Annotated in this window: 22 protein-coding genes; 7 read left to right on the top strand and 15 right to left on the bottom strand. The window is 34.3% G+C overall.

The genetic code is table 11. The features are described from left to right. Nucleotides 1–5 precede the first annotated feature (5 nt). Nucleotides 6–839: a DUF58 domain-containing protein gene (locus UABHE_RS06860; protein WP_372369514.1), complete on the bottom strand. Its 834-nt coding sequence runs from the start codon at nucleotides 837–839 to the stop codon at nucleotides 6–8. A 71-nt stretch (nucleotides 840–910) separates the two neighbouring features. On the opposite strand from UABHE_RS06860, the gene UABHE_RS06855 reads away from it, so the two are divergent. After that, nucleotides 911–1,744, top strand: a complete 834-nt coding sequence (locus tag UABHE_RS06855; protein ID WP_372369513.1) for a hypothetical protein — start codon at nucleotides 911–913, stop codon at nucleotides 1,742–1,744. Here UABHE_RS06855 and fmt read toward each other — a convergent pair. The 3 genes from fmt to UABHE_RS06840 are packed head-to-tail and all read right to left on the bottom strand — an operon-like array spanning nucleotide 1,741 to nucleotide 4,622. Continuing rightward, entirely contained in the window at nucleotides 1,741–2,679 is a 939-nt protein-coding gene (gene fmt, locus UABHE_RS06850; RefSeq protein ID WP_372369512.1) for a methionyl-tRNA formyltransferase, read from the bottom strand. The genes UABHE_RS06855 and fmt overlap by 4 nt on opposite strands. Nucleotides 2,680–2,695: 16 nt before the next feature. Further along, a complete protein-coding gene (locus tag UABHE_RS06845; RefSeq protein ID WP_372369511.1) occupies nucleotides 2,696–3,589 on the bottom strand; it encodes a 1,4-dihydroxy-2-naphthoyl-CoA synthase in 894 nt (297 codons plus the stop codon). A gap of 10 nt (nucleotides 3,590–3,599) precedes the next feature. Then, nucleotides 3,600–4,622 (bottom strand): HEAT repeat domain-containing protein, encoded by a 1,023-nt coding sequence (locus UABHE_RS06840; RefSeq protein ID WP_372369510.1) that lies wholly within the window; start codon nucleotides 4,620–4,622, stop codon nucleotides 3,600–3,602. 233 nt (nucleotides 4,623–4,855) lie between these two features. Here UABHE_RS06840 and UABHE_RS06835 point away from each other — a divergent pair, with 233 nt between their 5' ends. Both UABHE_RS06835 and UABHE_RS06830 read left to right on the top strand, forming a co-directional pair. After that, nucleotides 4,856–6,073: an OmpP1/FadL family transporter gene (locus tag UABHE_RS06835; protein WP_372369509.1), complete on the top strand. Its 1,218-nt coding sequence runs from the start codon at nucleotides 4,856–4,858 to the stop codon at nucleotides 6,071–6,073. Nucleotides 6,074–6,177: 104 nt separating this feature from the next. Beyond that, a complete protein-coding gene (locus UABHE_RS06830) occupies nucleotides 6,178–7,599 on the top strand; it encodes a hypothetical protein (RefSeq protein ID WP_372369508.1) in 1,422 nt (473 codons plus the stop codon). 102 nt (nucleotides 7,600–7,701) lie between these two features. Here the strand turns inward: UABHE_RS06830 and UABHE_RS06825 are convergent, their stop codons facing one another. After that, nucleotides 7,702–8,703: a lysylphosphatidylglycerol synthase transmembrane domain-containing protein gene (locus UABHE_RS06825; protein WP_372369507.1), complete on the bottom strand. Its 1,002-nt coding sequence runs from the start codon at nucleotides 8,701–8,703 to the stop codon at nucleotides 7,702–7,704. Nucleotides 8,704–8,864: 161 nt separating this feature from the next. Here UABHE_RS06825 and UABHE_RS06820 point away from each other — a divergent pair, with 161 nt between their 5' ends. The 3 genes from UABHE_RS06820 (at nucleotide 8,865) to UABHE_RS06810 (ending at nucleotide 11,569) form a co-directional block, all read left to right on the top strand. Next, nucleotides 8,865–9,002, top strand: a complete 138-nt coding sequence (locus UABHE_RS06820) for a hypothetical protein (RefSeq protein ID WP_372369506.1) — start codon at nucleotides 8,865–8,867, stop codon at nucleotides 9,000–9,002. 377 nt (nucleotides 9,003–9,379) lie between these two features. Continuing rightward, nucleotides 9,380–9,775, top strand: a complete 396-nt coding sequence (locus UABHE_RS06815) for a recombinase family protein (RefSeq protein ID WP_372369505.1) — start codon at nucleotides 9,380–9,382, stop codon at nucleotides 9,773–9,775. Between the two features lie 162 nt (nucleotides 9,776–9,937). After that, on the top strand, nucleotides 9,938–11,569 hold the full coding sequence (locus UABHE_RS06810; protein ID WP_372369504.1) for a zinc ribbon domain-containing protein: 1,632 nt from the start codon (nucleotides 9,938–9,940) through the stop codon (nucleotides 11,567–11,569). 328 nt (nucleotides 11,570–11,897) lie between these two features. Here UABHE_RS06810 and UABHE_RS06805 read toward each other — a convergent pair whose 3' ends face one another. From UABHE_RS06805 to UABHE_RS06760, 10 genes are read right to left on the bottom strand one after another with little or no spacing between them, the layout of a single operon-like run. Further along, complete coding sequence (locus UABHE_RS06805; RefSeq protein ID WP_372369503.1) at nucleotides 11,898–13,640, bottom strand: SpoIIE family protein phosphatase; 1,743 nt, start codon at nucleotides 13,638–13,640, stop codon at nucleotides 11,898–11,900. 10 nt (nucleotides 13,641–13,650) lie between these two features. Beyond that, nucleotides 13,651–13,989, bottom strand: a complete 339-nt coding sequence (locus UABHE_RS06800) for an STAS domain-containing protein (protein WP_372369502.1) — start codon at nucleotides 13,987–13,989, stop codon at nucleotides 13,651–13,653. Nucleotides 13,990–14,048: 59 nt separating this feature from the next. Further along, nucleotides 14,049–15,488 (bottom strand): hypothetical protein, encoded by a 1,440-nt coding sequence (locus UABHE_RS06795; protein ID WP_372369501.1) that lies wholly within the window; start codon nucleotides 15,486–15,488, stop codon nucleotides 14,049–14,051. After that, complete coding sequence (locus UABHE_RS06790; protein WP_372369500.1) at nucleotides 15,485–16,846, bottom strand: WecB/TagA/CpsF family glycosyltransferase; 1,362 nt, start codon at nucleotides 16,844–16,846, stop codon at nucleotides 15,485–15,487. Before UABHE_RS06790 ends, UABHE_RS06795 begins: the two co-directional genes overlap by 4 nt. Next, on the bottom strand, nucleotides 16,846–17,559 hold the full coding sequence (locus UABHE_RS06785; RefSeq protein ID WP_372369499.1) for a sugar transferase: 714 nt from the start codon (nucleotides 17,557–17,559) through the stop codon (nucleotides 16,846–16,848). Before UABHE_RS06785 ends, UABHE_RS06790 begins: the two co-directional genes overlap by 1 nt. A 2-nt stretch (nucleotides 17,560–17,561) precedes the next feature. Then, a complete protein-coding gene (locus UABHE_RS06780) occupies nucleotides 17,562–18,704 on the bottom strand; it encodes a glycosyltransferase family 4 protein (protein ID WP_372369498.1) in 1,143 nt (380 codons plus the stop codon). Next, a complete protein-coding gene (locus UABHE_RS06775) occupies nucleotides 18,701–19,618 on the bottom strand; it encodes a glycosyltransferase family 2 protein (RefSeq protein ID WP_372369497.1) in 918 nt (305 codons plus the stop codon). Before UABHE_RS06775 ends, UABHE_RS06780 begins: the two co-directional genes overlap by 4 nt. Further along, nucleotides 19,615–20,448 carry a hypothetical protein gene (locus tag UABHE_RS06770; protein ID WP_372369496.1) on the bottom strand — a complete coding sequence of 278 codons (834 nt, stop codon included), beginning with the start codon at nucleotides 20,446–20,448 and terminating at the stop codon, nucleotides 19,615–19,617. Before UABHE_RS06770 ends, UABHE_RS06775 begins: the two co-directional genes overlap by 4 nt. A gap of 10 nt (nucleotides 20,449–20,458) precedes the next feature. Next, on the bottom strand, nucleotides 20,459–21,643 hold the full coding sequence (locus UABHE_RS06765; protein ID WP_372369495.1) for a hypothetical protein: 1,185 nt from the start codon (nucleotides 21,641–21,643) through the stop codon (nucleotides 20,459–20,461). A gap of 2 nt (nucleotides 21,644–21,645) precedes the next feature. Further along, a complete protein-coding gene (locus tag UABHE_RS06760) occupies nucleotides 21,646–22,782 on the bottom strand; it encodes a glycosyltransferase family 4 protein (protein ID WP_372369494.1) in 1,137 nt (378 codons plus the stop codon). 128 nt (nucleotides 22,783–22,910) lie between these two features. Between UABHE_RS06760 and UABHE_RS06755 the strand changes: the two genes are divergently transcribed. Beyond that, the gene (locus tag UABHE_RS06755) at nucleotides 22,911–24,092 is read left to right on the top strand and encodes a glycosyltransferase family 4 protein (RefSeq protein ID WP_372369493.1); all 1,182 of its coding nucleotides are present in this window, start codon (nucleotides 22,911–22,913) and stop codon (nucleotides 24,090–24,092) included. The last annotated feature ends 1 nt before the right edge of the window (nucleotide 24,093 follow it).

Genomic DNA, 24,093 nt, shown 5'->3' with positions numbered 1-24,093 from the left:
GGTTCCTAATCAGTGGACAGAAATTTTGCCATTTGTAAGCTATTTACAATCGTACGCGCGATACTTTTGTCGTTTAAAGTGAAATAATAAGGAATACGATTTCTCGTTGCAAAAGATTGCCAATTTTGGCGAAAATCTTGCACTTCTTTTAAATATTTTTTTCGAACATCATTATCGATGTTAATGGTGATTTTTTCGCGATTTTCAATATCTTCTAAGACTAATTTACCATTAAAAGGTGTTGTTACTTCTTCTCGTGATAAAATGTGTAAAAGGAGGCATTTGTTTTTTATCGCTAGTTGTTGAATGAATGCGAAAGAATCTTTAGCATGGAGAAAGTCACTACATAAAATGCACAATTGCGATTTCTTTGTAATTTTTTTTATCGCAGTCTTTAAATTTTGTTGCCCTTGTGGTTTCTGACGCGATAAGAAATTTAAGATATCTTTTATATACTTGTAATGACGGTATTGTTTACTATACAAAATATGATTATTTTGTACAATGCCAATTTGTATAGAGCATCCATTGTGCAAAAACAAATAAGCTAGACCTGCTGCAAGTCTTTTAGCAGCAGAGGATTTTGAAGGTTTCCCGCACAACATTGAGGCAGATAAATCTATAAAAATTGTTAGTGAGAAATACTTAGCTTGTAGATATTTTTTTACGAATAGTTGTTCTGTTCGCGCATAAATATTCCAATCAATATCTTTGAAATCATCGCCAGGATTATACGGAGAATGATCGTCAAAATCATTTCCTGTGCCCCGGAATTTCGAAGAGATATTACCGTGATCAGCAGTTCCTAGGTTTTTCTTAATTAGCAATCGTAACTGCATCAACTCCTGCATAAAATATGCATCAAATATTTGTGAGTCGTATTTAATTTCCATAACCGAATGAGTAGAATATGAATGTTTTTGATTTAATAAAAAAATGCGCGCAAAGCCCGAGTTTTAGCTCTTACGAAGAACGTATACACTCTATTATATACGAAGTTTGCGCCACTACCAATGCTCAGATTTCCCAAGTGAAAGACAATAATTTATTTATTTATGTGCCAGGCAAAAAAGATGCTTTACCTGTCGCTCTTACAGCTCACTTAGATAAAATAAATCACTGGGGCGGAAATTATCCACCATCTTTACCATGCAAAATTGAATCGTCAAAGATTGTAGGTCAAATGGACGATGCTGCTGGCTTAGGGATATGTTTATTTATGATATTTGAGAGTATAAAATACTCTTTTCCTCCGCTTTTTATCTTACTTTCAGAAATGGAAGAAAGCACTCACCCACATTTACTGAAAAATAAACAAAACCTATATCCAGGAATAGGAGCAGTTCGCTTAGCCGAACATCTTTTATGCCGTAAGCAACTTCCTTCGTGTGTAATTACCATAGACACAACTCCTGAGTTTAAAGAACAACCTGGAATTGCTTTTTATGATCGTTTTTGGCATATGCATCCATCTTTTGTTCCTTCGTCGGTATTGTTGGATAAGATAATAAAAATGAAACAATTTTTTCTAGAAGCAAATCCTTATATACTAGAAAGTAATGCAAATAACGATTACATTGAATATGGTCTTACATTAAATAAAAATAACGATCACAATATTCCTAGCATTGCACTAGAGCCCGCGATATATCCATATCACCAAGCTCCGGAAAGTGTGTATTGTTCAGATATTCTTCAAATAGTGGATTTACTGAGGAACTTCTTACAAAGATTTGCATTCTAAGAAAAAAAATCACTTTGTTTTATTGGAGTACCTAGCAAAAAATCTTTGACTTTAAGAACTGATTTGCCCGATTTTTGAATCATTTTAATTTTCAGAGAGCCAACTTGTGTTTGTATCCAAATATATTCTTTGTCGACAGCAATTACTTCTCCAGGTTTTGCTTCAGTACTTTTAGTGTCGACTTCTACACTATGAAAAATAATACGATCTGTTTTCTCGCCACGCGAAAGATTTGCGTAAGCGCTAGGCCAAGGTGACATAGAATAGATAAAACGCCTTATGTTTTCCGCAGAAGCATTCCAATTAATCGCACCATCTTTTTTACTAATCATTCCGCAGTATGTTGCTTGCGTTTCATTTTGTGGCTGTGGCTCGATGGAGCCATTCTCGAACTTTTGCAAAACTTCAAGAACACAAGGTCCAGCATTTTTGCCCAAACGATCGAGAATTTCTCCTGTAGAATCTTCCTTACCTATTGGGGTTGTACATTGATAAAGAATAGGTCCAGCATCCATTTTGCGCACCATATTCATAATGGTAATCCCTGTTTCTTTGTCGCCATTTAAAATAGCAGAGTTTACAGGAGAAGCCCCGCGGTATTTAGGTAAAAGAGAGAAGTGGACATTGATACAACCGTACTTGGGGGTATCGAGTATTTTTTGGCGTAAAATTCGTCCATAGGCAACAATAATCATAATATCAGGTTCATAACCTTGTAGCTTTTCGCGAAATTCCTTGTTGAGTTTAAGCGGTTGCATAACGGGAATGTTATTGTTGTGTCCATATTGTGCCACCTCTGGAGGTACAGGTGTTTTCTTGCGTCCCTTTGTTTTATCGGGCTGGCTTACTATTGCGACCACGTCATGCTCGGAATCACATAATGCTTGCAAAATAGGAACTGCAAAGTCTGGCGTCCCCCAAAAAATGATTTTCATAAAGTTTTTCTCTCTGTTAAAAATGTCGCGGAAACTTAGTAAAATCTTGCTCGCGTTTTTCTAAAAAAGAATCGCGACCTTCTTTGGCCTCTTCTGTTCCATAGGCAAGTCGCGTTGCTTCGCCAGCAAAAACTTGCTGACCCACAAGCCCGTCATCAATTAGGTTAAAACCGAACTTTAGCATGCGTATAGCTGTTGGACTTTTATTATTCATTATTTTCGCCCATAACAAAGCAACTTCTTCAAGATCTTTATGAGGAACAACTTTATTTACCATTCCCATTTCATAAGCTTCTTGTGCGGAGTAATTGAGCCCTAAGAAAAATATTTCTCGTGCGCGTTTTTGGCCAACTTGTTTTGCCAGATACGCTGATCCATAACCACTATCAAAGCTCGCAACGTCAGCGTCCGTTTGTTTGAAGATTGCATGCTCTTCACTGGCAATTGTAAGATCACAAATTACATGTAAACTGTGTCCTCCACCAACAGCCCACCCTGGGACTACTGCCATAACAACTTTTGGCATAAACCGTATCAAGCGTTGCACTTCTAAAATATGCAAACGACCTAGTCGCGCAGCATCTGCCTTGCCATCATTTCCTTCGTATTTATACCCATCTTTACCGCGAATACGCTGATCACCTCCAGAACAAAAAGCCCATCCTCCATCTTTAGGAGAAGGTCCGTTGCCCGTAAGAAGAATTGTGCCAACGTCGCTCGTCATACGTGCATGATCAAGAGCTGTATAAAGTTCATCTACTGTTTGTGGTCGAAAAGCATTTCGAACTTCTGGACGATTGAAAGCTATACGGACTGTCCCTTGGTCTTTAGCACGATGATATGTTAAATCAGTGAATTTAAATGGAGAAATTTCTTCCCACTTATCCTGATCGAATATTTCTGAAACCATTGTCACTCCTCTATTGTAATTTCTTTTGTACATATTTTAAACACTGAGAAATGTCACTTTCACTTTGCAGCAACCTATTAATGTATGCTAAAATGTACCGTCTTTCCATTACTAAAGCTTGCATTACTTCCTCGCTTAGTTGCTTGCAATCTATATTTTTAATAACCGTTTTCAATAAAAAACGATTTTGTGTTTTATTCTTCTTTATAATTTTTGCAACAAAATGAAGCATGTTTTCCTTTTGTAAAAATTGATATATTTCAAAGGCAAGGATCTCAGAACTACTACTTGCTGTCGCAAGCGCATCTAGAGCGTACGGCCTGGTGTCACTGTATTTGAGAAACTTTATAATAAATCTAAGTGTTTGAGATTGAGAAAAATGCCCCAAAACTTTTATAGCTGTGTAGCGTGTGCCTCCGTTATCGTGAAGCGCTAAATACATTAGTTTATTTATTACTTTTTTGTAATGTATGCCAAGTTCTACTTTAGTAAAAATTTGAACTGCTGTGGAACGTACACTATCATCTTCATCATTACATTTGAGCAATATAGTGTCTAAACGTTTTTTATGGTCTATGACTATATCTGTAAGATAACTAGTTGCCACTTTTCTTACAAATGAATCAGGATCACTAATCGCTAATTCACAAATTTTTGAGCTAGCATTAGAGTCTTTTGCAAGAACTCCTATTGCTGAAGCGCGTACATCACCAGAATGATCTTCTAGAAAAGTATACAAGCGTTGATCATTATAGTTACAGTCAGCGAAGGTATCAAGAAGGAAAGATTTTATTAACGGATCCTCTGCAGAGTAGAGAATAGGCGATAGCTCCTCAATAAAAGGCTTTGCACATTTACGCAATTCGTAAATTTTTTGCACAGCACAATATTTTTGTTTAAGGTTTCCTTTTTTCATATTTTTAATATAAGGTACAATACATCGACACTTCTGCGGATAACAACAATGTAAGCAAATAAAAAACCCTAAAAGAAAAAGAGCGACAATGGATATTGTATATACTAGGATTCTCATAAACGATCTCCTTGATAAAATAGTTTATTACTAAACGAAACTGTAGGTGTTAATGGCATGGAATTACACCGTAAACCAAATTAGTACCAATAAAATATAGTATAAAAACATATCCGACAAAATAAGGATCAAAGCATGATTAAAATCGAAAATAATATATTTAAAAATTACATACACTTGTGACTCACTCAGAATCATAGTGGTCCATTAACATTAAAAAAGTAGGAACTTCGATGAATAAATTATTTTCTATTTTATTTTTTTTGATTTACATGAGTACGCTCTCAGCAGGCAATTCTATATATAATATTAGTGTAAATGCGCGAGGTGGTGGTATGGGAGGAGTAGAAATCGCTATTCCTGGTGATGCCACTGCTATTTTTTCTAATCCGGCAAACATTACAACAATACATTATCAAACATTTTCGGGAACTTTAGGAGTAACAACTTCTTTTACCGATGTTGAATCAAACGGCGATACACAAAGTTCTGAATTTGAAGTTTACCCTCTTGGAGCCCTGGCTTACGCACAGCGTATCCACGATTGGCCAGTTTCCTTTGGTTTTGGTATTTATCCTATTGTGGGAGCAGGAGCTAAATACAAGGATTTTGACGTTGGAGGTGGACTGGAAGCAACACTCGAATCGCAGTTTGTTCTTGTCAAAGCAGCACCAACAATGGCAATACACCTTACTGATAATTTATCTATTGGTGCCACTTTTGAAATAGGCTATTCTACAATTGAGTCAGATAACTTTTCCGAATTAGATGTTATTGGCGGGCATAAGCTAGAGGCAGATGCTGTTGCTTATGGTGGTAAATTTGGTATTTTTTATCAATTATTTCGCACTTCAATAGGTTTTGTGTATACCACAAAAATGACTTTGCGCTTTGAAGGGGATTTTGAAGAAGGTGATGATAAACAAGATTTAGAAATACTTGGTTTTGAAATACCTCATGTTTTCGACCTAGGGATAGCCCACGCCGTAACAGATAATCTGACAATAGGCCTCGATTTCTCTTATTATTTGTGGGACGATGCTTTTAATAACCTAAAATTTCAACGCGATAATTCCGATAACTCAGTAAATCCCAATCCCTTGGTAGCACCTCTCGATTGGCGTAATCAGTTATCAATGGCTATTGGTGTAGAGTACACTTGTAAAGAGCATACTTTTCGTGTTGGTTATAACTATGGAGAAAATGCTGCAGCGCGTGTTAGTATAACTCCTACGCTTTCCGCGATTATCGAACATCATATTACTGTTGGCTACGGACTTACAATGGGTAACTGGTCTTTTGACTTTTCATACGATTACGAATTACCAAGTACAAAAACAAGTAAAAACGCTGCTTTTTTAGATGCAGAGCAAACCACGTCTGCTCATATTGCTTATTTCACAGTGCGTTATCGTTTTGGAGGACCAAACGAGTTAGATAAAGAAGGATAATGAATACTTTAAAGTTGCGATTAATTCGATTAAAATTGATAGGATACGAATATTTTAAAACTAAAGATTTAGCTCTAGAAAAGTAATGTTGGAGGCAAAAAACAATGAAGTCAATAAAAATAGTCGAACTTGCTAAAGAGTTTGCTGATAATATTACTAAAGACACACTAGAATTAAATTTGATGGCAATTGGTGTGTCTTCCCAAAAAATTCGCCAATCAGATAACATTGTAATGTATCATTGTAATGTTATTAGATACTTGCAACGCCGAAATCAGCTAAAAGCTTTGCTCATCCAGTTTAGAAAAGAAGAACTGACATTTGTTGATAAATATTTAAAAAGAACAGAAGTAAAATTATTTCATTTCGAAACTTCTACGTTCAGCCGAAAAAAAATTTTCCAATTTTTGGCCATTATAATCGCTATAATCGCTATTTGCATACTTTCTCAAACATACCACAAGTTAATAAACAAGAATCATTTCATATCAGTTCTTCAATTCAAGAAGAAAACTACCGTTGAAAAGTTAAAAAAAGAAAATTGTCCAAAAATAAAAATTAAAGAATACAAAAATTTGCACAAAACTTATATAAAAAGTATAAAGAATGAAAATCTTGTTTTGTCTTATCATATTTGCCAAAAATTGGCTGTGTTAGAGATTAAGCAACTGTTTAACAAACGCTATGATGAACTTAATCAAAAATACCAAAAACTTCAAATTGATTATTTAAAGAGACAAGATGTATTTTCTCGAGGACAGGAAAATAAATCTTTTATCAATGTATTTTTTCTTAGTTCAAAGCACGAAAGCAAGTTAAAACCGCTGAAGGAAGAAGTCATTCGAAATGCATTTAGTGATGAATATACTTTTTTAATTTTTAAATCAATAACTCAAATTGGACCTAACTTTTATTTAGCAAAACCTTCTCTAATTAGAAATCTTGATTTTGGGTTGAATAAAAAACGTGTAATTAATAAAAAAAAACACAATACTGTTAGGTATGATTTTCTAAACAAAGAACTTTTAGCAACACAATTTTTGCCTAAAAAAGTAAAGAATGCAAGCGTTGATAGGAATCAAAAAGTTCTAAAAAAAATAAAAATGAATCCAGACGAAAAAATAAAACAATTTCTGAGAAATCAAAAACAATTATGCTTTACAGGCTTCAGTTATGATTATGTTGCTTATACCATAAGAAAAGTATTTCCCGTTTCTTACAAAAGAAAAAAAGTCAGTATTATGTTCACTTGGTCAAAAGTAATTCCATATGAAGAAATTGTTAGTTATGATAATTATACAATAAGTAGGATAGCAACATTTGTTAAGGAAAAAGGCAATGATAAATATGAAATTGAAATTGAAGCAGATATTTCTCTTATGGGCAAAAAGTTAGTAAAAAAAATTACCCAACAAATAAAAAAAGATTTTAATTGTATTCTTGTCTTGGAAAATGAAATGCACAAACATATAGTCTATAGTAAAGAAGCTCATCACATGAGAATTCTAATTAAAGAACAAGAATAAAAAATTTATTTTAAAGTGTTTTCTATAGATTTCATTTATTATTTAAATAACACCTACTTAAACTAAATTCTTTATTCCTAGAAAGAATTTATTTACTACAAATTATTTCTTCTGGTTTTTGAATTGTTGTGAATATTTTTGCCAGTGGTATAAACCGCAAAGAGTAAATGAAGCATCGCGACCACGTATTAGCAAAGTTGTTATTGCGCTGATGTTTCTGTTAAATCCAAGATAATTAACTACCCACATTTGGCTTGTTTCTAGTATACCAATACCTCCAGGAAAAGGAGTTAATAATACAAGCCGTAGAGTAAGTAATACAGTAAGAACATCTATTAGTGATGGTTCTAAATCTAGAGCGTAAAGTGTAAACCACAATTCAAAAATAGTGATTCCCCATATTGTGATGCATAAAGCAAAAATTTGCCACCACGCGCTTGTCGATGAATGAAAGAATTCTATTACCTGCAATTCTACTTCGTATAAAAAGCGATATATTTTTTGTAGGTACGGAATTTTTTCTAAAATGTATGAAAAAACAGCAACTTTTTTTATATAAAAGAAAATTACACTTACGTAAATAGAAAAAACAGTAATCAAAACTAGCGATAAAAGTGTCGATATATCATTCCAAAACAAAAAACAGGTGGCAAAAATTACAAAAGTAAAGTTTGCTAAGAAATCAACATAACGATCTATAAATAGTGCTGATACTGAGTGTGTAGCAGGAATATTATTTATTTTTTTTAATAAAAAAATTTGCAGAGGTTCGCCACCAACGAGAGGTCCTGGAGTAATGTAACTAATAGCAAAACCAATCAAACGATTTTTGACGAGGTTTGAGAAAGAAATATTGCTATCGATTCTGACAAAAATTATCCACCAACGTAAACAAAACAAGAAAAATAAAAGTAGATTTATCGCAACTAAAATACTTATTTCACCTAGATCTATTTTCGCGAGAAATAATAAAACTTTATCCCATTCAAGTTGATAGAAAAACCAAGTAATAAAAGATAAACCAAGCATTAAAATTAAAGTAGGTATCATTCTTTTATGTTTCTTTTGAGTAAGTGTATTTTCTGTCATTTCTTTATCTATCATTGCTCTCTAAAACTGTCTTTTAAGCATCCTTTGTAACAACCGTATTTTTACAGTATCAAAACCAAATATTAATTTCAAGTGTTAATCAGTTATGATCCTTACTGTTGCGTTTAATATTAGTAGGAAATATTGAGCGAGTAATAATCAGTTATGGAGATCGATTGATAAGGTTTGGCAGAGAAATAATAGAAGAAATATGCTTATCAAGAGGAATATCTTTAGTTGTAATTCATGAGAAAAAAGAACAAAATTTTGAAGAACAGTTATCACAAGACATCATTTCAATATTAACGGTATAAATAAACTCCATCCCTCTAATCGTTCATTTCTCAATATCAACGAAATCAAGACGTTAGCACACTATTTAAAAATCAAAACGAGCCCGCAATTACTAATTTGCAAAAAGCAATCAAGCAAAAACCATCTTTTATGCCTGCGCACTATGTATTGTCGACAATTTTAGCCAAAGAGAAACGAGAAAAATCAGCTCTATTAGAGCTATTTATTTCCATTGAGTTAGGGCACACTACAGTCGTGCATTAAATTATAAAAATCTAAAGTAAGTTTCTAAGCCAAAACAAAACTTACGGAAAACATACTTTTTCTTGTTGAATATTGTTTTACTATGGAGTATGATAGTGTAAAACAAGTAAAATGCCGTGTCAGGAGAAAAAAAATGACATGGATAAGTATTGGTAAAGTAGCAAAACTTTTTGGAGTAACATCGCAATCAATTCGCGATTGGAGGAAACAAGGAAAACTAGAAGCAATACGAACATTCGGTGGACACAGACGATATAACTTGCGAGAAATAGAGAAAAAACTTGGTATTGAAGATAAGGATAGAAAAACAGTATTGTACTCAAGAGTAAGTGCTCATGATCAAAAAGAAGACTTGGTAAGACAAAAGCAAGAATTAATAAATTATAGCGAAAAACAAAAAATAACAAATGTAATACAGATATCAGAAATAGGTTCTGGACTAAACTATAAAAAGCGAGGTCTAAAAAAACTACTAAACTTAATATTACTCGGAAGTGTAAAACAGTTGTGTCTTATAAAGACAGATTGATGCGTTTTGCCACTCAGATATTAGAGCAAGTTTGCGCGGCAAAAAATGTAGAAATAATAGTGCTGAATGAAAGACCAGAAAAAAAATTCGAAGAAATAGTAGTAGAAGATGTTTTGTCAGTTCTAACTGTTTATTGTGCAAAAATTTATGGGAAGCGATCTCATGAGCGAAGAAAAAAAAGACAAGATAAAAAACGGACAAGTGTTGGCGTTTCCAATTCCAATAAAAAATAAGGAAGTGGTGGAAAAATTACGCGAAACATTAGTTTATGTTCAAGAAAAAGCGAATGAGTATCTTGAATTTGCACATAAAAACAAACTGTATGGTATATTTGATGAGAACAAAAGTAAATACTCATATAAAGTGCTAGAGCCGATATTTGTAAAGTTATACAAAGAAAGCAAAATGCCAAGCAGAATCAATCGCGGAGTATTAGAGATTGTTGGCCGAACAATGCGTCAAATACGAGATCGAATGCGAGTGTTTGACTTGCTAATGAATGAAACAACTGACCCGAAACAGTGGACAAACAAGCTGCTCATCAAAAATGAAATATTTGAAAAAGCACACTATGTCAAAAACATCAAAGAGCAAGTAGTTAACTACAAGCGAAAATATAGAAATGTCCCCGAAGATTTCTATGCTCTACAAAAGCCACCAAAGATAAAGAAAAAAATACTGACTTATGCACCCGATGATGGTCAAGCGATAAAAATCAATAAACACAAAAACAAAATAAAACTTAGCTTCAAAGTAATAAATCGCAAAGGTACGAAAATAAAGTGGTCTTGGCTAGAAACAATCATAAAACTTCCAGCTTTCCTTGAAGATAAGCAAATAACATCTCCAGATATTCGATTTGATTGTATTCGTGGAGATTATCTGCCAGTTCTTGACTTTAAAGTTACTATTCCAAAACCTAAAAAGCAAAAAAATGAGAATTTTATCACTATTGATTGGGGAGTACGCAAGCTTATAACGCTATGCGTTTTCAATAACAAAGGTGAGCAACTTTCACAACCGCATTTTACCAATTTCAATCGAATACAACAAAAGCTAGAGAGAATTTACAAAGATATAGATATATGGAAAAGTAAACGCGATAAGCTTCTTTATAAAAACTCATTGTTCAAAAAATGTAATAGAGAGATTGCAAAAAGATGGAATAAAATTTCAGCTATCAACAAAGAAATTTCTCACACTGCAGCAAATATCATTGTCTTTTTTGCTAAGAATTACAACTGCTCAAAAATCTACTATGAAGATCTAAGATCATTAAAATCTCGTAGTCATTCTCGAAATAAAAATCGCCAAATAAATACCACTGTTCGTCAAAAAATTATTAGCTTTGTTGATTATAAAGCAGCCTTATCTGGCATATCTATACAGAAACCTATTCATCCAGCTGGAACTAGTTCTATTTGTCCTAAATGCTCTCACAAAGGACAACACCTCAAGGCTTCTGATAGCACATGCAAAAAGCATAAATCTCATTCCTGGTTTTACTGCCAAAATTGCAAATTCTCTGCTGATCGCGACTATATTGCATGCTTGAATATCGCTCGTAAAATTATTTTCAAAAAGAATCTCAAAAAATGTACAAAAACAGTCGTCTATAAGAAGACTCGTTTGCCTGATTCACTGTTCTGTCAGGACGCCACTGCTACAACCAATTGCGGTGGTCACATTCATTATTTGAAGGGCTGGATTCACTCTGTTTCCATCTCTTCCAAAGTCGTACAAAAGAGTTTTAATTCTTTTAAAGGTACCATCTTTGGAATCCTTCGAACATGATGTATTATTTTAAGCTTTAGATTTTTTAGCTTAAATAGGAACGGTGGAAAAATTTGGATTATACGCTGGTCGATCCAGGCTTTAGTTCTTTACATAATTCCAAAAATTTTAAATATCTGATAAAACAACGTCAGCAAAAAAGCCAAGACCTACAAATTTTATACAGAAAATTTTCAAAGCTATTTCCTTCTGATAAAGCTGAAATGCCAATTTTAAAAACAATTATAAAATTTAAAATTGATCAACAATAAATTTTAGACTCGAAATAGGATAGAAAGAGTGTTAAAAATTAAAAAAAGCTTTTAGATTTTTAGATTTTCAAATATTACTATTTTTCATCTAAATTAGAACTAGAAATGCGCGATGTTTCTTTTTGGAAGTTTTTTATAAGATCGAGGTAGTTATTACCTTTGCTATCGCGGCGATAGTTCACTTTATCAACCAAACTATGAATAATATACAGGCCAAAACCACCCTCCATTTCCTTGAGCGATTCATCAGTGATTTCCTGTATGTCATTTACATTTTCTTTGTTAGCCATTGAAAAAGGAATTCCTTTATCGACAAAGCAAACGCGAATCCACGAATATGAAACGGAAACTTCGATACGAATTACATTACCAGGATCATTATTATAACCATGACGAATAATATTTGACACAACTTCTGTTGCTGCTAATAATAAGTCGTTTAAGTTTTTCTCTTCTTGAAAGTAACTTATTTTTGATGCTGTTTCTGTAATGTAATTGCGAACGCGTTTTAGTTCATCAAGGCGGCTTGTTATCAACATTACATTATATATTTTTGTTTGGCTAAAAGTTTCTTCTATTTTAACGGCGATACACGTAACATCATCTTTGAATTCTCCTTCGCTAAATCGCATAAGATCGCTTTTTATTGTTTGGACAATTTCACTTGAAGATTTACTACTGCTTTTTTTGAGTGTTTCGATCAGTCTTTCTTCCCCAAACATTTCGCCTTCATTGTTTTGAGCCTCAAGAATCCCATCGGAATAGAACAAGAATACATCATTGTCATCAAAACTTTCAATAGTGATTTCCAATTGCGGTTGTTGTTGTACTCCTAGTGGTAAATTTTGGCCTGCAATACGATTTACTTCTTCTGTCATGAAAATATAATGAAGAATATTGGTATGCCCATAATCAACAGATGTTAGTTTATGAGTAAAGAGATCAAAACGATTATAAGATAATGTTGCAAAAGTTTCCAAAGCAATAAGTTCAGGAGTAATATCTTCGTCTACCATTTTCATAATTTTTTGCGGCGGAGTTACCTGCCCTCGTGTTGTGAGATTTCTCTTACTTGCAGAACGAATAAGTACTCCTTTTAAAGCCGCTGCCACTAAAGCAGCAGCAATTCCTTTTCCCATAACATCGCCAATAACGAGATCCATACATTTTGTATCGTGGTTAAAAAAATCATAAAAATCACCGGATACTTCTTGTGAGGGAATATTTAAAACTTCAATCGTAAGGTTATCTCGTTTTGGTAAGCGTCCAAGAAGTAAGGCTTTTTGAATTTTAAAGCCAATTTCTTTGCGACTTCGCGAATGTTTTTCTTTATCGATGCGACTGCGTTCTTTTTCTTCTGCAAGTGCTCGTTCTTTTTCTTTAATGACTTCTGCTTGTTCTTCTAGTGATTTCTTAAGTTCAATAAAGTCATCTATTTTTTTCTCATATGATTTAATATTTAGAAGAAAATCTCCTGTTGCTTTTAACGACAAAGGTTTATATTCTTCGCTCTCAACAAACAATTGACATAAAAATATGCACATGGACTCTTGTTTTACAAAATGCCCTTTTAATTTAATGTGGCTATCTCGTAATTGTAAAATATAACTTTGGTTAGTATTTTCGCAAATGGTTGTATAACAAAAACTACGAGTGCCATGAATAATAAAATACTTTTCTAAAAGTTCACCTTCCAATATATCTTCATATAGCCGTTTTAACTTGGAACCTGTGCTAACAATATGTAATTTATCATCCAATACAATGTGTAGAGGAAAAAGCATGTTGATTGATTCAAACGAAATAGTAATATTTTTCATTGAGTATTTCCTATTTTGCGCCAAAAGAGGCCAGAGCTTCTTCTTTGGTATTGTATATATCAAAGACTTTGTGCATACGAACAAGTTCAAAAAGTGTACGTACTGTTTTTGATATGGCAAATAATTTCAATTTCCCCTTGTTTTCATTACAATTACGTAGACAAGAAAGAATAGCTCCTAAACCTGAACTATCGATAAATGTAAGAGCGCTCATGTCTATAAGCACTTTGGGTTGTTGTTTGACAACTTCGCTAGTTTGGTCTTTGAAATCATTATTATTACTAGCGTCTAGAACATCGACAGTAAGTGTAATTAGCAAAATATCATTGTTGGTTTCTGTTGTAAACATAATAACTTTCCTAAAATTATTTTAGTAATGTGTAGATCATCACTTATTTTTTGGTATTTTTATTTACGAAAAAAAATAACCTGGCCTAGGTACTTGATTGCAAGACGTAAGTCTTGTTTAAAACCAGCAGAGACAGCGTAAAATGCTTCTGAAGCGTAAATATCTTCTTTTGTATTCGCTAAGGATTTAACATACTGTTCTGTTATAACACCACATTTACTACTTGTATATAGACTACGCCAATCCTTCGGAAGATTTTTTACTTCATCTTTGTTACGTGGTGGTACACCTACAAAATGCATTTTTCCTTTGGCCACTTGCCATAAACTAGGGACAAAAAGTAAAAAAAAGTGACTTTGCGCTGATAATGTGTTTATACTTTCTTTTGGGCAAAAACTAGTTAATTTACAGCTTTGCCATAAATTTTCGTCGCGTTTAGTTGGTAATAAAACATAGCTATTGCGGAAAAAAACCGGGCCTTTGCGGAATAATTTCAAAACCAATATTGTTGTCAAAAACAAAGGTACACAAAACAAAAACAGAACAAGAGCAAGTGCTCGTGAAAATGCACGCAACAATGTTTTCTTTAACACATTATTATTCAAATTTCCGAGAATGAAGTCATCGACAATTTCGATTTCAGCATCAAATTCAGTGTTAATTAAACGATTTTTATCAACGATAACATTTTTCAAATCTAAAGCTTCTCCTATATAACTTTTCGGAAAAACTACTGCATTTTCAATAGTTGATTTTTCTTCTATAATACAGCCTTCTTCGATAACAACATTACCATTTACGTGAATATTTTGGTCAAATCGACAATTTTCTCCGATGTACGCTGGCGCTTTGATTTTAGTGCTCGATGGCAGAACAACATTTCGCGAAAGCCATATACCAGGCTCTATTTCTTTGGCATTAATAAGTAATGATTCAAAATCTTTATTGAGAACTTTTTTTGCAGAGTCTAACAAGTCAGCATAGGAAATTATACTTAAATATTTAGTTATTGTAGAATGTGGTATATCTATCAAATGCTCATGGATTTTTTCAAAACCATGTAATTTAGCGATATCAGGCATTTTTTCCGCGTTCAACCATGCCCAGCCACACCACGCCGTCCTATCTTGACTGTTGATACAATACACGTGAGTATCTTCTAGTTGAATTTGTGGTAAGTACGCTTCATGTGCCAATAAAATAGTTTCTTCTTCACTAAAATCAACGAGATCGAGTACTTGGTATGCATTTTCTACCGATTTAACTAAATGAAAAGTAAATTCGCATCCCCAACGCTTACCATCGCCAAAGAAATTTTCAATTGTTTCAGGTAAATGAGTAAGAACAAAATCGAATTTTTGTATTCCTAAATTAATGATTGACTCAATAATGTGTTGTAAAAAAGGTTTTCCCAAAAAAGGTACCATTGATATCGGATAATATTCGTTGAGTAAAGGCATTTTTTCCGAGTATCCCGGTGCAACGATAACAGCCCTCATATTGTAGTCCCTCTTATCTTTTGTTTCATAATTCTATATAAAAAAACAACGTTCCCAATAACATAACGACGCCACAATCTTCGTGGTTCATTATATAGACGAAATAACCACTCCATCCCTATTTCTCGCATCCACTGTGGAGCTCGTGGTAAACGTCCCGAATAAAAATCGAATAGCCCTCCGACACCTATTGCAACCTTAACATCAAGATGGGGTAAATTTGCAGCAATCCATTTTTCTTGTTTGGGAGCTCCAAAAGCTACTAAAATAATATCACTACCAACAGCATTTATGTGTTCGATAATCCGCGTCTGTTCTTCTTCATCAAAATAGCCATTACGGTAACCTACGATGTTTAATCGCGGATAGTTTTCGTTGACCCAGTTTACAACACCAACGATAACCTCTTCTTGTGCTCCTAGCAAAAAAAGATTTTTTTGACTTTGTTCTAGTTCCTCACATAAACGCGGAAATAAATCAGTGCCGTTTACATTTTGCTTGATTTCGTTGCCGAGAAGCTTACCAGCTATTTTAATTCCAATACCATCGCCAAGAACATAGTTTGCATTTTTAAGAATATCAAAATACGCTTTGTTTTTGTAAGCAATATTGGCACAATCTGGATTTACAAAGCATATTTGCTTTTTTTCAATGTCATTTAAAGAATTATTGATTTCTTCTAGAGCCTCGTCCATTGTAACGTTATTGATCATAATGCCAAAAATATCAATATAATTCTTGCTTATTTTAACTCCTTGACCATATATCATTGCTGGTATAGCGCGAAGTGCAATACCTAAATCACTGCGCAAACTCTGTTCTTCGATGTACTCATTGTCAACATCTAGCTCATTTTGGTAATCAATATTTGCGCGCTTACGAATCCACCACAAACAAATAAAACCTGGCCGTACACTACAACGACGTCTTACTTTTTCTTGGTGCAAAGTCAATTTTTGCGGAGAAACAAGGCTTGGTCCAATAAATGACATTTCTCCTTTAAATATATTCCAAAACGCAGGTATACGGTGAAAACGAATCACACTTAGCAATTTCCCAGCTATATTTGTAGGTAGTTCAAATTTAAATTCGTGAAAAATGATTCCCCATCTACCAAGACGTTCGATTTTCTTAATATTAGGTAAACTAAGGAAACAGAGGCAGTAAAGTAATACTACCGGAGAAAAAAGTATAAGAAATAATAACGAAATAACTATGTCACTTATCCTTTTTAAACTCCCCAATATTTGTATGGTAAATATCCAACTCAGACTGCGTAGCCATTTAACTAATCGTTGTTTGACTATACCTTTTCGCGAAAAGCGCCTATACAACTCTTCTACTTGAGGATCGCTCACTAATACGCTCCTTTTCCTGTAAGAACAGCAGGAACAGTGAGTAATAATATTTTAATATCAAGCCATAAACTTTGACTTTCGATATACCGAACATCGAGTTCTACTTGCTCTTTGAAAGGAATATCACCTCGTCCACTTACTTGCCATATACAAGTAAGCCCAGGCTTTATATCTAAACGACGACGATCACTCAAAGTATATTTTTCTACCTCTGAAGGAACAGGAGGTCTTGGCCCAACAAGTGACATATCTCCCTTTAAAACGCACCATAATTGTGGTAACTCATCTATACTTAGTTTGCGAATTATTCTTCCAATCCAAGTAATACGAGGATCTTTTTTCATTTTAAAAGTAATGCTATCTTCGTGGTCGTTTTGTTCCATTAATTGTTTCTTTAATTTTTCGGCATCAGCAACCATTGAACGAAATTTGGGAAAAGGAAATTCTCTTCCCCACTGCCCAACTCGTTTTTGCCAAAAAAGAGCAGCACCGCGATCAGTCAGCTTAATGCATATGGCTACTGTTAAAAACAAAGGCCACAGAAGCAGCAACGCACACAAACTGGCAACGACATCAATACAACGTTTTACGAATTTTGTTCCACCGACAATAATCATCCACGCGTATTTTTTACGATAGAATTTAATTTTACGGAAGACACCACTGTCTTTTGCATATCTTTGGTATAACTCTTCAAAATCTTGGCTCATCATAATTATCTCTCCGCGAAGACTTTAGTAAAAACGTCTAGAGTGTTTTTTGCTGTAATAGACCAACTAAATTTTTGTGATTGCTCCCAACCTCTAGTAATACAATTTTCTCTTAGCTGTGGTTGAGAAATAACAGCATAAATATTTTTATACATATCTTCTACATCATATGGATCAAACATAATAGCAGCATCACCAGCAACTTCTGGCAATGAAGAAATATTCGAGCACACCACTGGTATTTTACAGTTCATTGCCTCTAAAACAGGCAAACCAAAACCTTCATAGAGAGAAGGAAAGACAAATAACTCGCAACCATTGTACAGAAAAGGCAAAAGACTATCTTTTGCAAAACCAGTAAAAATAATATCGCTATTGTGTTTAGTTTTTTGAGCTATTTCTTTAACTTCGTCTGCTCGTGACCAGTCGCTTCCTGCAAGAATTAATTTATGTGGAATATCATGTCTTTCTTTGCAAAGTTCGAAAGCGCGAATTAAATTTGCATGATTTTTTCCAGGGTGTTCTATTCGCGAAATATATAAAATATATGGTGAATCATTCAAAGGGTAATGTTTCCCAACTTCTGCGCGCGCAATATCTTTATCTATGGGTTTGTAGATATCACGATCAGCAGCAAGCGGTGTTACCGTAATGCGATCTTCGGGAACTTTAGCAAATTCGATAATATCTTTTTTACTGCTTTCGCTGACTGTTAAAACATAATCAAGTCTTCTTACTAAAAAAGGCAAAACTTTCTTGATGTAAAAATCGCGAGCAAAGTTATATTTTCCTGCAATGTGAATGCTTGAAAAGTCGTGAACTGTGCCAACAGTTTTTGTAGAACAAATCATTGGTAATCGTCTGTTTGCTGCTGGTAAAAATAAAATGTCATATTTTTTCGCCTGTTTCTGTAAACAAGCTTGGTGCCAAAAAATATTTTTCACTGGGCTGCGCCATTTTTCTGAAAAGCAGTTACTTGTTAACCCACTATTCTCAGGAATAAAAATAGATTTTTCGCTCTCGTAAGTCAATACTTCAAAAGAATGTTCACTAGAATAGTCGCTGAGTTCTTTTAGCAACATGATAATATAACGACTGATTCCCGATTTTCCACCATCACCTCCGAAAGTGGTTATCCCTATTTTCATGATATTTCTCTTTCACTTCCGTAGTGTTTTAATACAATTTGTTGTCCAACACTAGTGTCGTCATTTCCACGAAGTTTACGCTTTGTGCCTAGTTTATTTCCTTTGTAATACGCCCACTGATAAACAAAACGTCGCGCTGGTATTTTTAGCATTTCAATAAATTCAACTTGGCGTATATGATAAAGAGTATCGCGTAATGTTGAAACTAAAAATCGTTTACACACTTTAAATACATTATCACGATTGTTATAAATAAAAACGTCGGCTTCACCTTCTACAAATCTCCGACCATATATTTCCTTAAGATTGTAGTTGTGTGAATGCATGACAATTGCATCAGCAACATATTTAATTGCATGGTTGTTATTGCGCGCCCAATTACCCCACTCAGTATCTTCTGAAGCCCACGCATCAACATAAAATTTATGCTCTTTCCATATGCTTTTGCGAATAGCGGCAAGAGGTAAAGATAAAGTAATCCATGGCGGCGCTTCTCCACAAACAGGAAAACTTATTTCGTAGTCTCTTCTTACCCAAGTAACTGCTTCAGGGCGAGGTATTTGCCTTCCGAAAGCCCCTTTAATTTGCGCATCATCAAAAGCAGCAACCAATCTTTCAAGAGAATATTCACACAAAGGAACAGAATCTGAATTTTGAAATACGATGATATCTCCTTGTGCATGTTCAATTGCCATATTAAGTACTTTTCCAGGATAGTAAGCTTTTGCCTCTATTTCAATCAAATTGCAAGGGTAGTGTTTTACAATTTCGAGAGTCTTATCTGTAGACCCAGAGTCAACTACTATCAACTCAAAATCGCGAAATGTTTGCGAAAACAAGCCTGCCAGTGCTTGCGCTATTACCCAATCAGAGTTCTTGCAACGCATAATGACCGACACACGTGGTTTTGTCATTTTTTTTCTCCACTTTCTTGTATTTCTTTATCGTATATCTCTGACACAAATACCGTTTCGCAGCCAGAAATAAAATCCAATATTTTGCCAAAACAAGCAAATTTATCACATAAATACATAGTAATAGGGTGAATAATCATATTGGAAATAATTCCATCGCGCTCGTGCGCCTTGAGTTCATCAATAACCCGCTCTGTCCATTCTTCAATATAATAAGAGTCTGACCCATAGTCATCCGACCAATTATAACGTTTCTTAAACCATTCGACATATTCAGGTGTTCTCTCCGCGTGAAATAAATGCTCATGATCCGGCATAACATTGATGGGGAAATTGTAAAGGCCGCTTTCATGTAGTATCGGACCATTACTATCTTTTTTTACTCCATCGGAACAAATTTTAAGACCACTTTGGTATAGGGCTTTTTCGGTAAATGGACCATGCATATACATATGATTACGCCAGCTTTTTATTTTATAGCCTGTTTTGCTTTCAATAATCGCCATTGTTTTTTTGGCGTCCTGCTTTTGGTACCAGAGAGGGCCATTGTAACTTTTAAGTAATTTATTCCATACGCGATGAACAATAACTGGAGTAAAGCACGAATAGTTGTGGCCACCGATTTCAATTAAATCACTGTAACACACCTTTTCAGTGTTTTCCCACTCCTCAGCAAAACATTTGCCCGAAATAAAAAAAGTAGCCTTAACTCCGGCTTCTTCGATCATTTTAAGAAAAAGGTGTGCTGTTTCCACTTCGGTAATATCACAGTGTTTTTGATTTCCCGTTTCTAAACTCATGTGATGTAAATCACCTGTAAGACAAATCATAAAGTAACCCCTAATGCACTAATTCGATGTTATAGCGCTTGAGAAAATGTACAAAATTGCTATCACCACATATAGACCACTGCTTTAAATACGGGATCAATAATTTATTATCTTGAGTACCAAGAATGTTTTCAATAATACGCGCGTCACCATCATATATTTTATAGGCTACTATTGGAAAAATAATGGTTAATATTTGTCGTGGATCGCAACAACGATAACCTAAATTTGCAAATAAATTGCCAAAAGAAACTCTTGGTTTACTTTTGGTAAAGTGAATGAACTTTTTTACTGTCGTACGTGGTGAGAAAATATTAGCAGAAAAGGTATGAGTAAACGCGTTTTGCAAATAGTTTTCCCAAGTAATATTCTTTTTTAAACGCTTTTGTTCGCAAAGTAAATGAACGTTTGCCAATTGCGGCAATAAACCATCTATCCACTTGCCTAAATCTAACTGTAGATAATTTTCATATTGCGGTTGAAAACGAAAATTTATCATCTCATCATATAATTTTTTAAATACACTATCTACAGACTGTGACTGCATAAGTCGTTGTTTTTCAGCATAACTCCAACTATATGCGCCTCGAAAATATAACAACGCATCACCGTAGCCAATAACAGCTTTTACCGTGTGCTTGATGATAAGTCTGCGAATAACTTCATCTTCTAGTGAACATTTTTGTAAAAGAAGTTCGTTAATCAGTAACAGCGTTCCGCGATTGACGAGTAAATTTATTATATCTTGACGAACGATGTTTTTGCTGGCGAATTTCTTTAAACTAGAAATACAATCCTCGGCACCCAAAATAACTTTGTGTCCAAAATACATGTCATGCCACATTACCAAACGCGAAGAACGACGCAGTTTTTGGTAGTCAATCATACCAATATCCATGCCAATATCATATTTTTTAACTAAAGGAACAACAGCACTGTCTAAAGCATTTTTTAGCTTTTGGTTATCACTTAGATTTTTAGTAAGTAATAAAAAATCAAAGTTATTATGAGGTTTTTGCACTCCATTTTGTATTTCAACACCACCTTCTCCGCGACCATAACCACCTATAAGAATAAGGGCTCTGTAGTTTTTTGGGGGAAGGAGTGGTTTAAGAGTAGAAACCACTTCTTTCATAATCGCTGTTATTTTACTTTCAAGTTCACTAGAACCTTTTATTGTAAATTTTCCCCACATAGTTATTTACACGCCTCAAAAAAACTCATTAGTGCTTTTGTATGTTGTTGTGGAGTATATTTTTCTAGGTAGTCTTTTTGAGCTTCTTGTCCCATCTTTTCGCGCATACTTTTATCATTCAAAATAACGTCTAGAGCTTCTGATAATTTTTTAGCATCGTTTGGTGGAACTAACAAACCTGTGTGTTCGTGACGTAACCAATCACTTATTCCACCAACATCACAAGCAACAACAGGTGTTTGATAGCGCATTGCCTCTGGGCCAATGAGTGCAAATGTTTCAGGTGTGCGGCTTGGTAATACAACACAAGTACATTTTTGATAGTATTCTTCAACCGTTGATTTTTTCCCTAAAAATCGAACTTGTTCACTAAGACCTAATTCCTGACTAAGTTTTTCAAACATTGTTTTCTGGCGACCATCACCGATAATCAACAATTGTGGTTTACTTTTGAGTAGTGTTAGTGCTCGCAATAAAATATCAATCCCTTTTCCTCGAACCAATTGCCCAACAAAAAGTAATGTTTGTGTATCACGAGTAAAGTGCTGTTCTTTTTGCGGAGGTCTCGCGTATAAGGGAATAACTTTGATTCTATCCGTTGAAAAGCCGTGGGCAATTAAATGCGATTTCATATAGCCAGATGCCACAACAGAAAAAGACACTTTATGATTTAAGCGTTGCTCTCTTTTTAATGACCCTAATGTTTTAAATTTTACTCCAAAAGGGTTGGAGTCTCGGTGCACAAAACCTAAGCACGGATAGCACCGTAAACCAATCGGCTGTTTACACGTCTGTTGCGAAAAAGTACGATATTTATGTTCACGCAAACAAAACAATTTGTGATCATGGAAAAATCGTACTGTTGGAACACCACTTTTGAGAAAGGTCTGAATTTTTTTTTCTGCCAATCGATGTATATATAAAATATCAGGTTTTGCTTCCTTGATTTGTCTGGCAATATCAACCATAGGATAAGCACCATCGAAAACTTTTAGAAATGCTGGCGATATATCACTATCGACATCGTATAAAATAGTATTTTTGTAACCGTTTTTTTGTAAATTTTGCGCTGTTTGAAAAATATACTGTTCACAACCACCAGTAAAATCCACGAGCTCATTAATCCACATTATATGCATATGTTTACTCACAACCAAATATTTGATTTTTAAATATACTTCACACAAAGAACTGTTAATATAAAACATGGGAAGCAAGTACAAATCGATTTTAGGTATCCCTAATAATTCTTTAGGATAATTCTTTTATGAAAATAGCTATTATTTCTAATTTGTATCCTCCTTACTATCTTGGAGGCTATGAAATTTTGTGCGCGCAAGTTTGTGAGGAACTATCTAAACGAGGTTTAGAAATAGTTGTACTTACTTCGCAACATGGTACAGAACAAGAATGTATAGAAAATCAAGGTTTTCAGATACACCGTAAGCTAGAGCTGTACATCCCATTTACTCAGGCAGCAAAACTAATGCGTAGACAACGACTGCGTACTAGCAAACATAATTATAGCACAACTAAAAAATTTTTAAATACCGAAAAGCCTGATATTGTTTTTGTATGGAGCCAACTTCGTTTAACTTTAGGCTCTGCACGAGCAGCTCAGGATTTAAAAATACCAGTTGTGTATACTTTTAATGATTATCACATAAGTGGTTATAGTCCTAGTGTATTTTCATTGAAACTTCGGCCTCTTGTGCGTTTTTTTCTCGATAATATACTCTTCAGACAAATAACACTTCATGGATTAGACCTTCGTTACACAACTTGTATTAGTCATACCGTAAAAGACACTCTTATTAAAAAGCACGTTCCTATTCAAAATTCACGCATTATTAATCAAGGTATACCTATAGAACGGTTCCCACAGAAAAAGCGGCAAAATATAAATCTAAAACCTAAATTACTTTATGTTGGTCAACTACATGAATACAAGGGAGTACATACGATTATTGCCGCACTTGCTATTTTAAAAAATTTAAATTTAGAGCTTTCTATTGTCGGTGATGGTCCACAAGATTATAAAGATAGGTTGCGTAACGAAGCAAAAAATTTAGACGTCAAGTTTCTCGGTAAAATACCTCATGAGAAGATTCCAGAAATATATCGCAATCATGATATATTCATATTTCCTTCTATCTGGCCAGAGCCTTATGGATTGACTCATATCGAAGCTATGGCATCAGGAACAATTGTAATTAGTACGAATGACGGTGGACATGGAGAATTCTTAGAACACCATGAAAATTCTTATATTTTTGCCAAAGACAATCCTGGTGATTTGGCAGATAAAATTACTGAAGTGATTGATAATCCCAAACTTACTACTAAGATTATTAGTAACGCACGAAAGATTGTTGAAGAAAAATTAACCATTCACGCTTACACTACGCAATTACATGATTTTTTACATGCGTGTCAAACAAAGAGGTAAA

Source organism: Candidatus Uabimicrobium helgolandensis, from assembly GCF_041508025.1.
Lineage (GTDB): Bacteria > Planctomycetota > Uabimicrobiia > Uabimicrobiales > Uabimicrobiaceae > Uabimicrobium > Uabimicrobium helgolandensis.
Note: the sequence above shows the minus strand (reverse complement) of the source record. Positions and strands in the feature narration are given on the sequence as shown.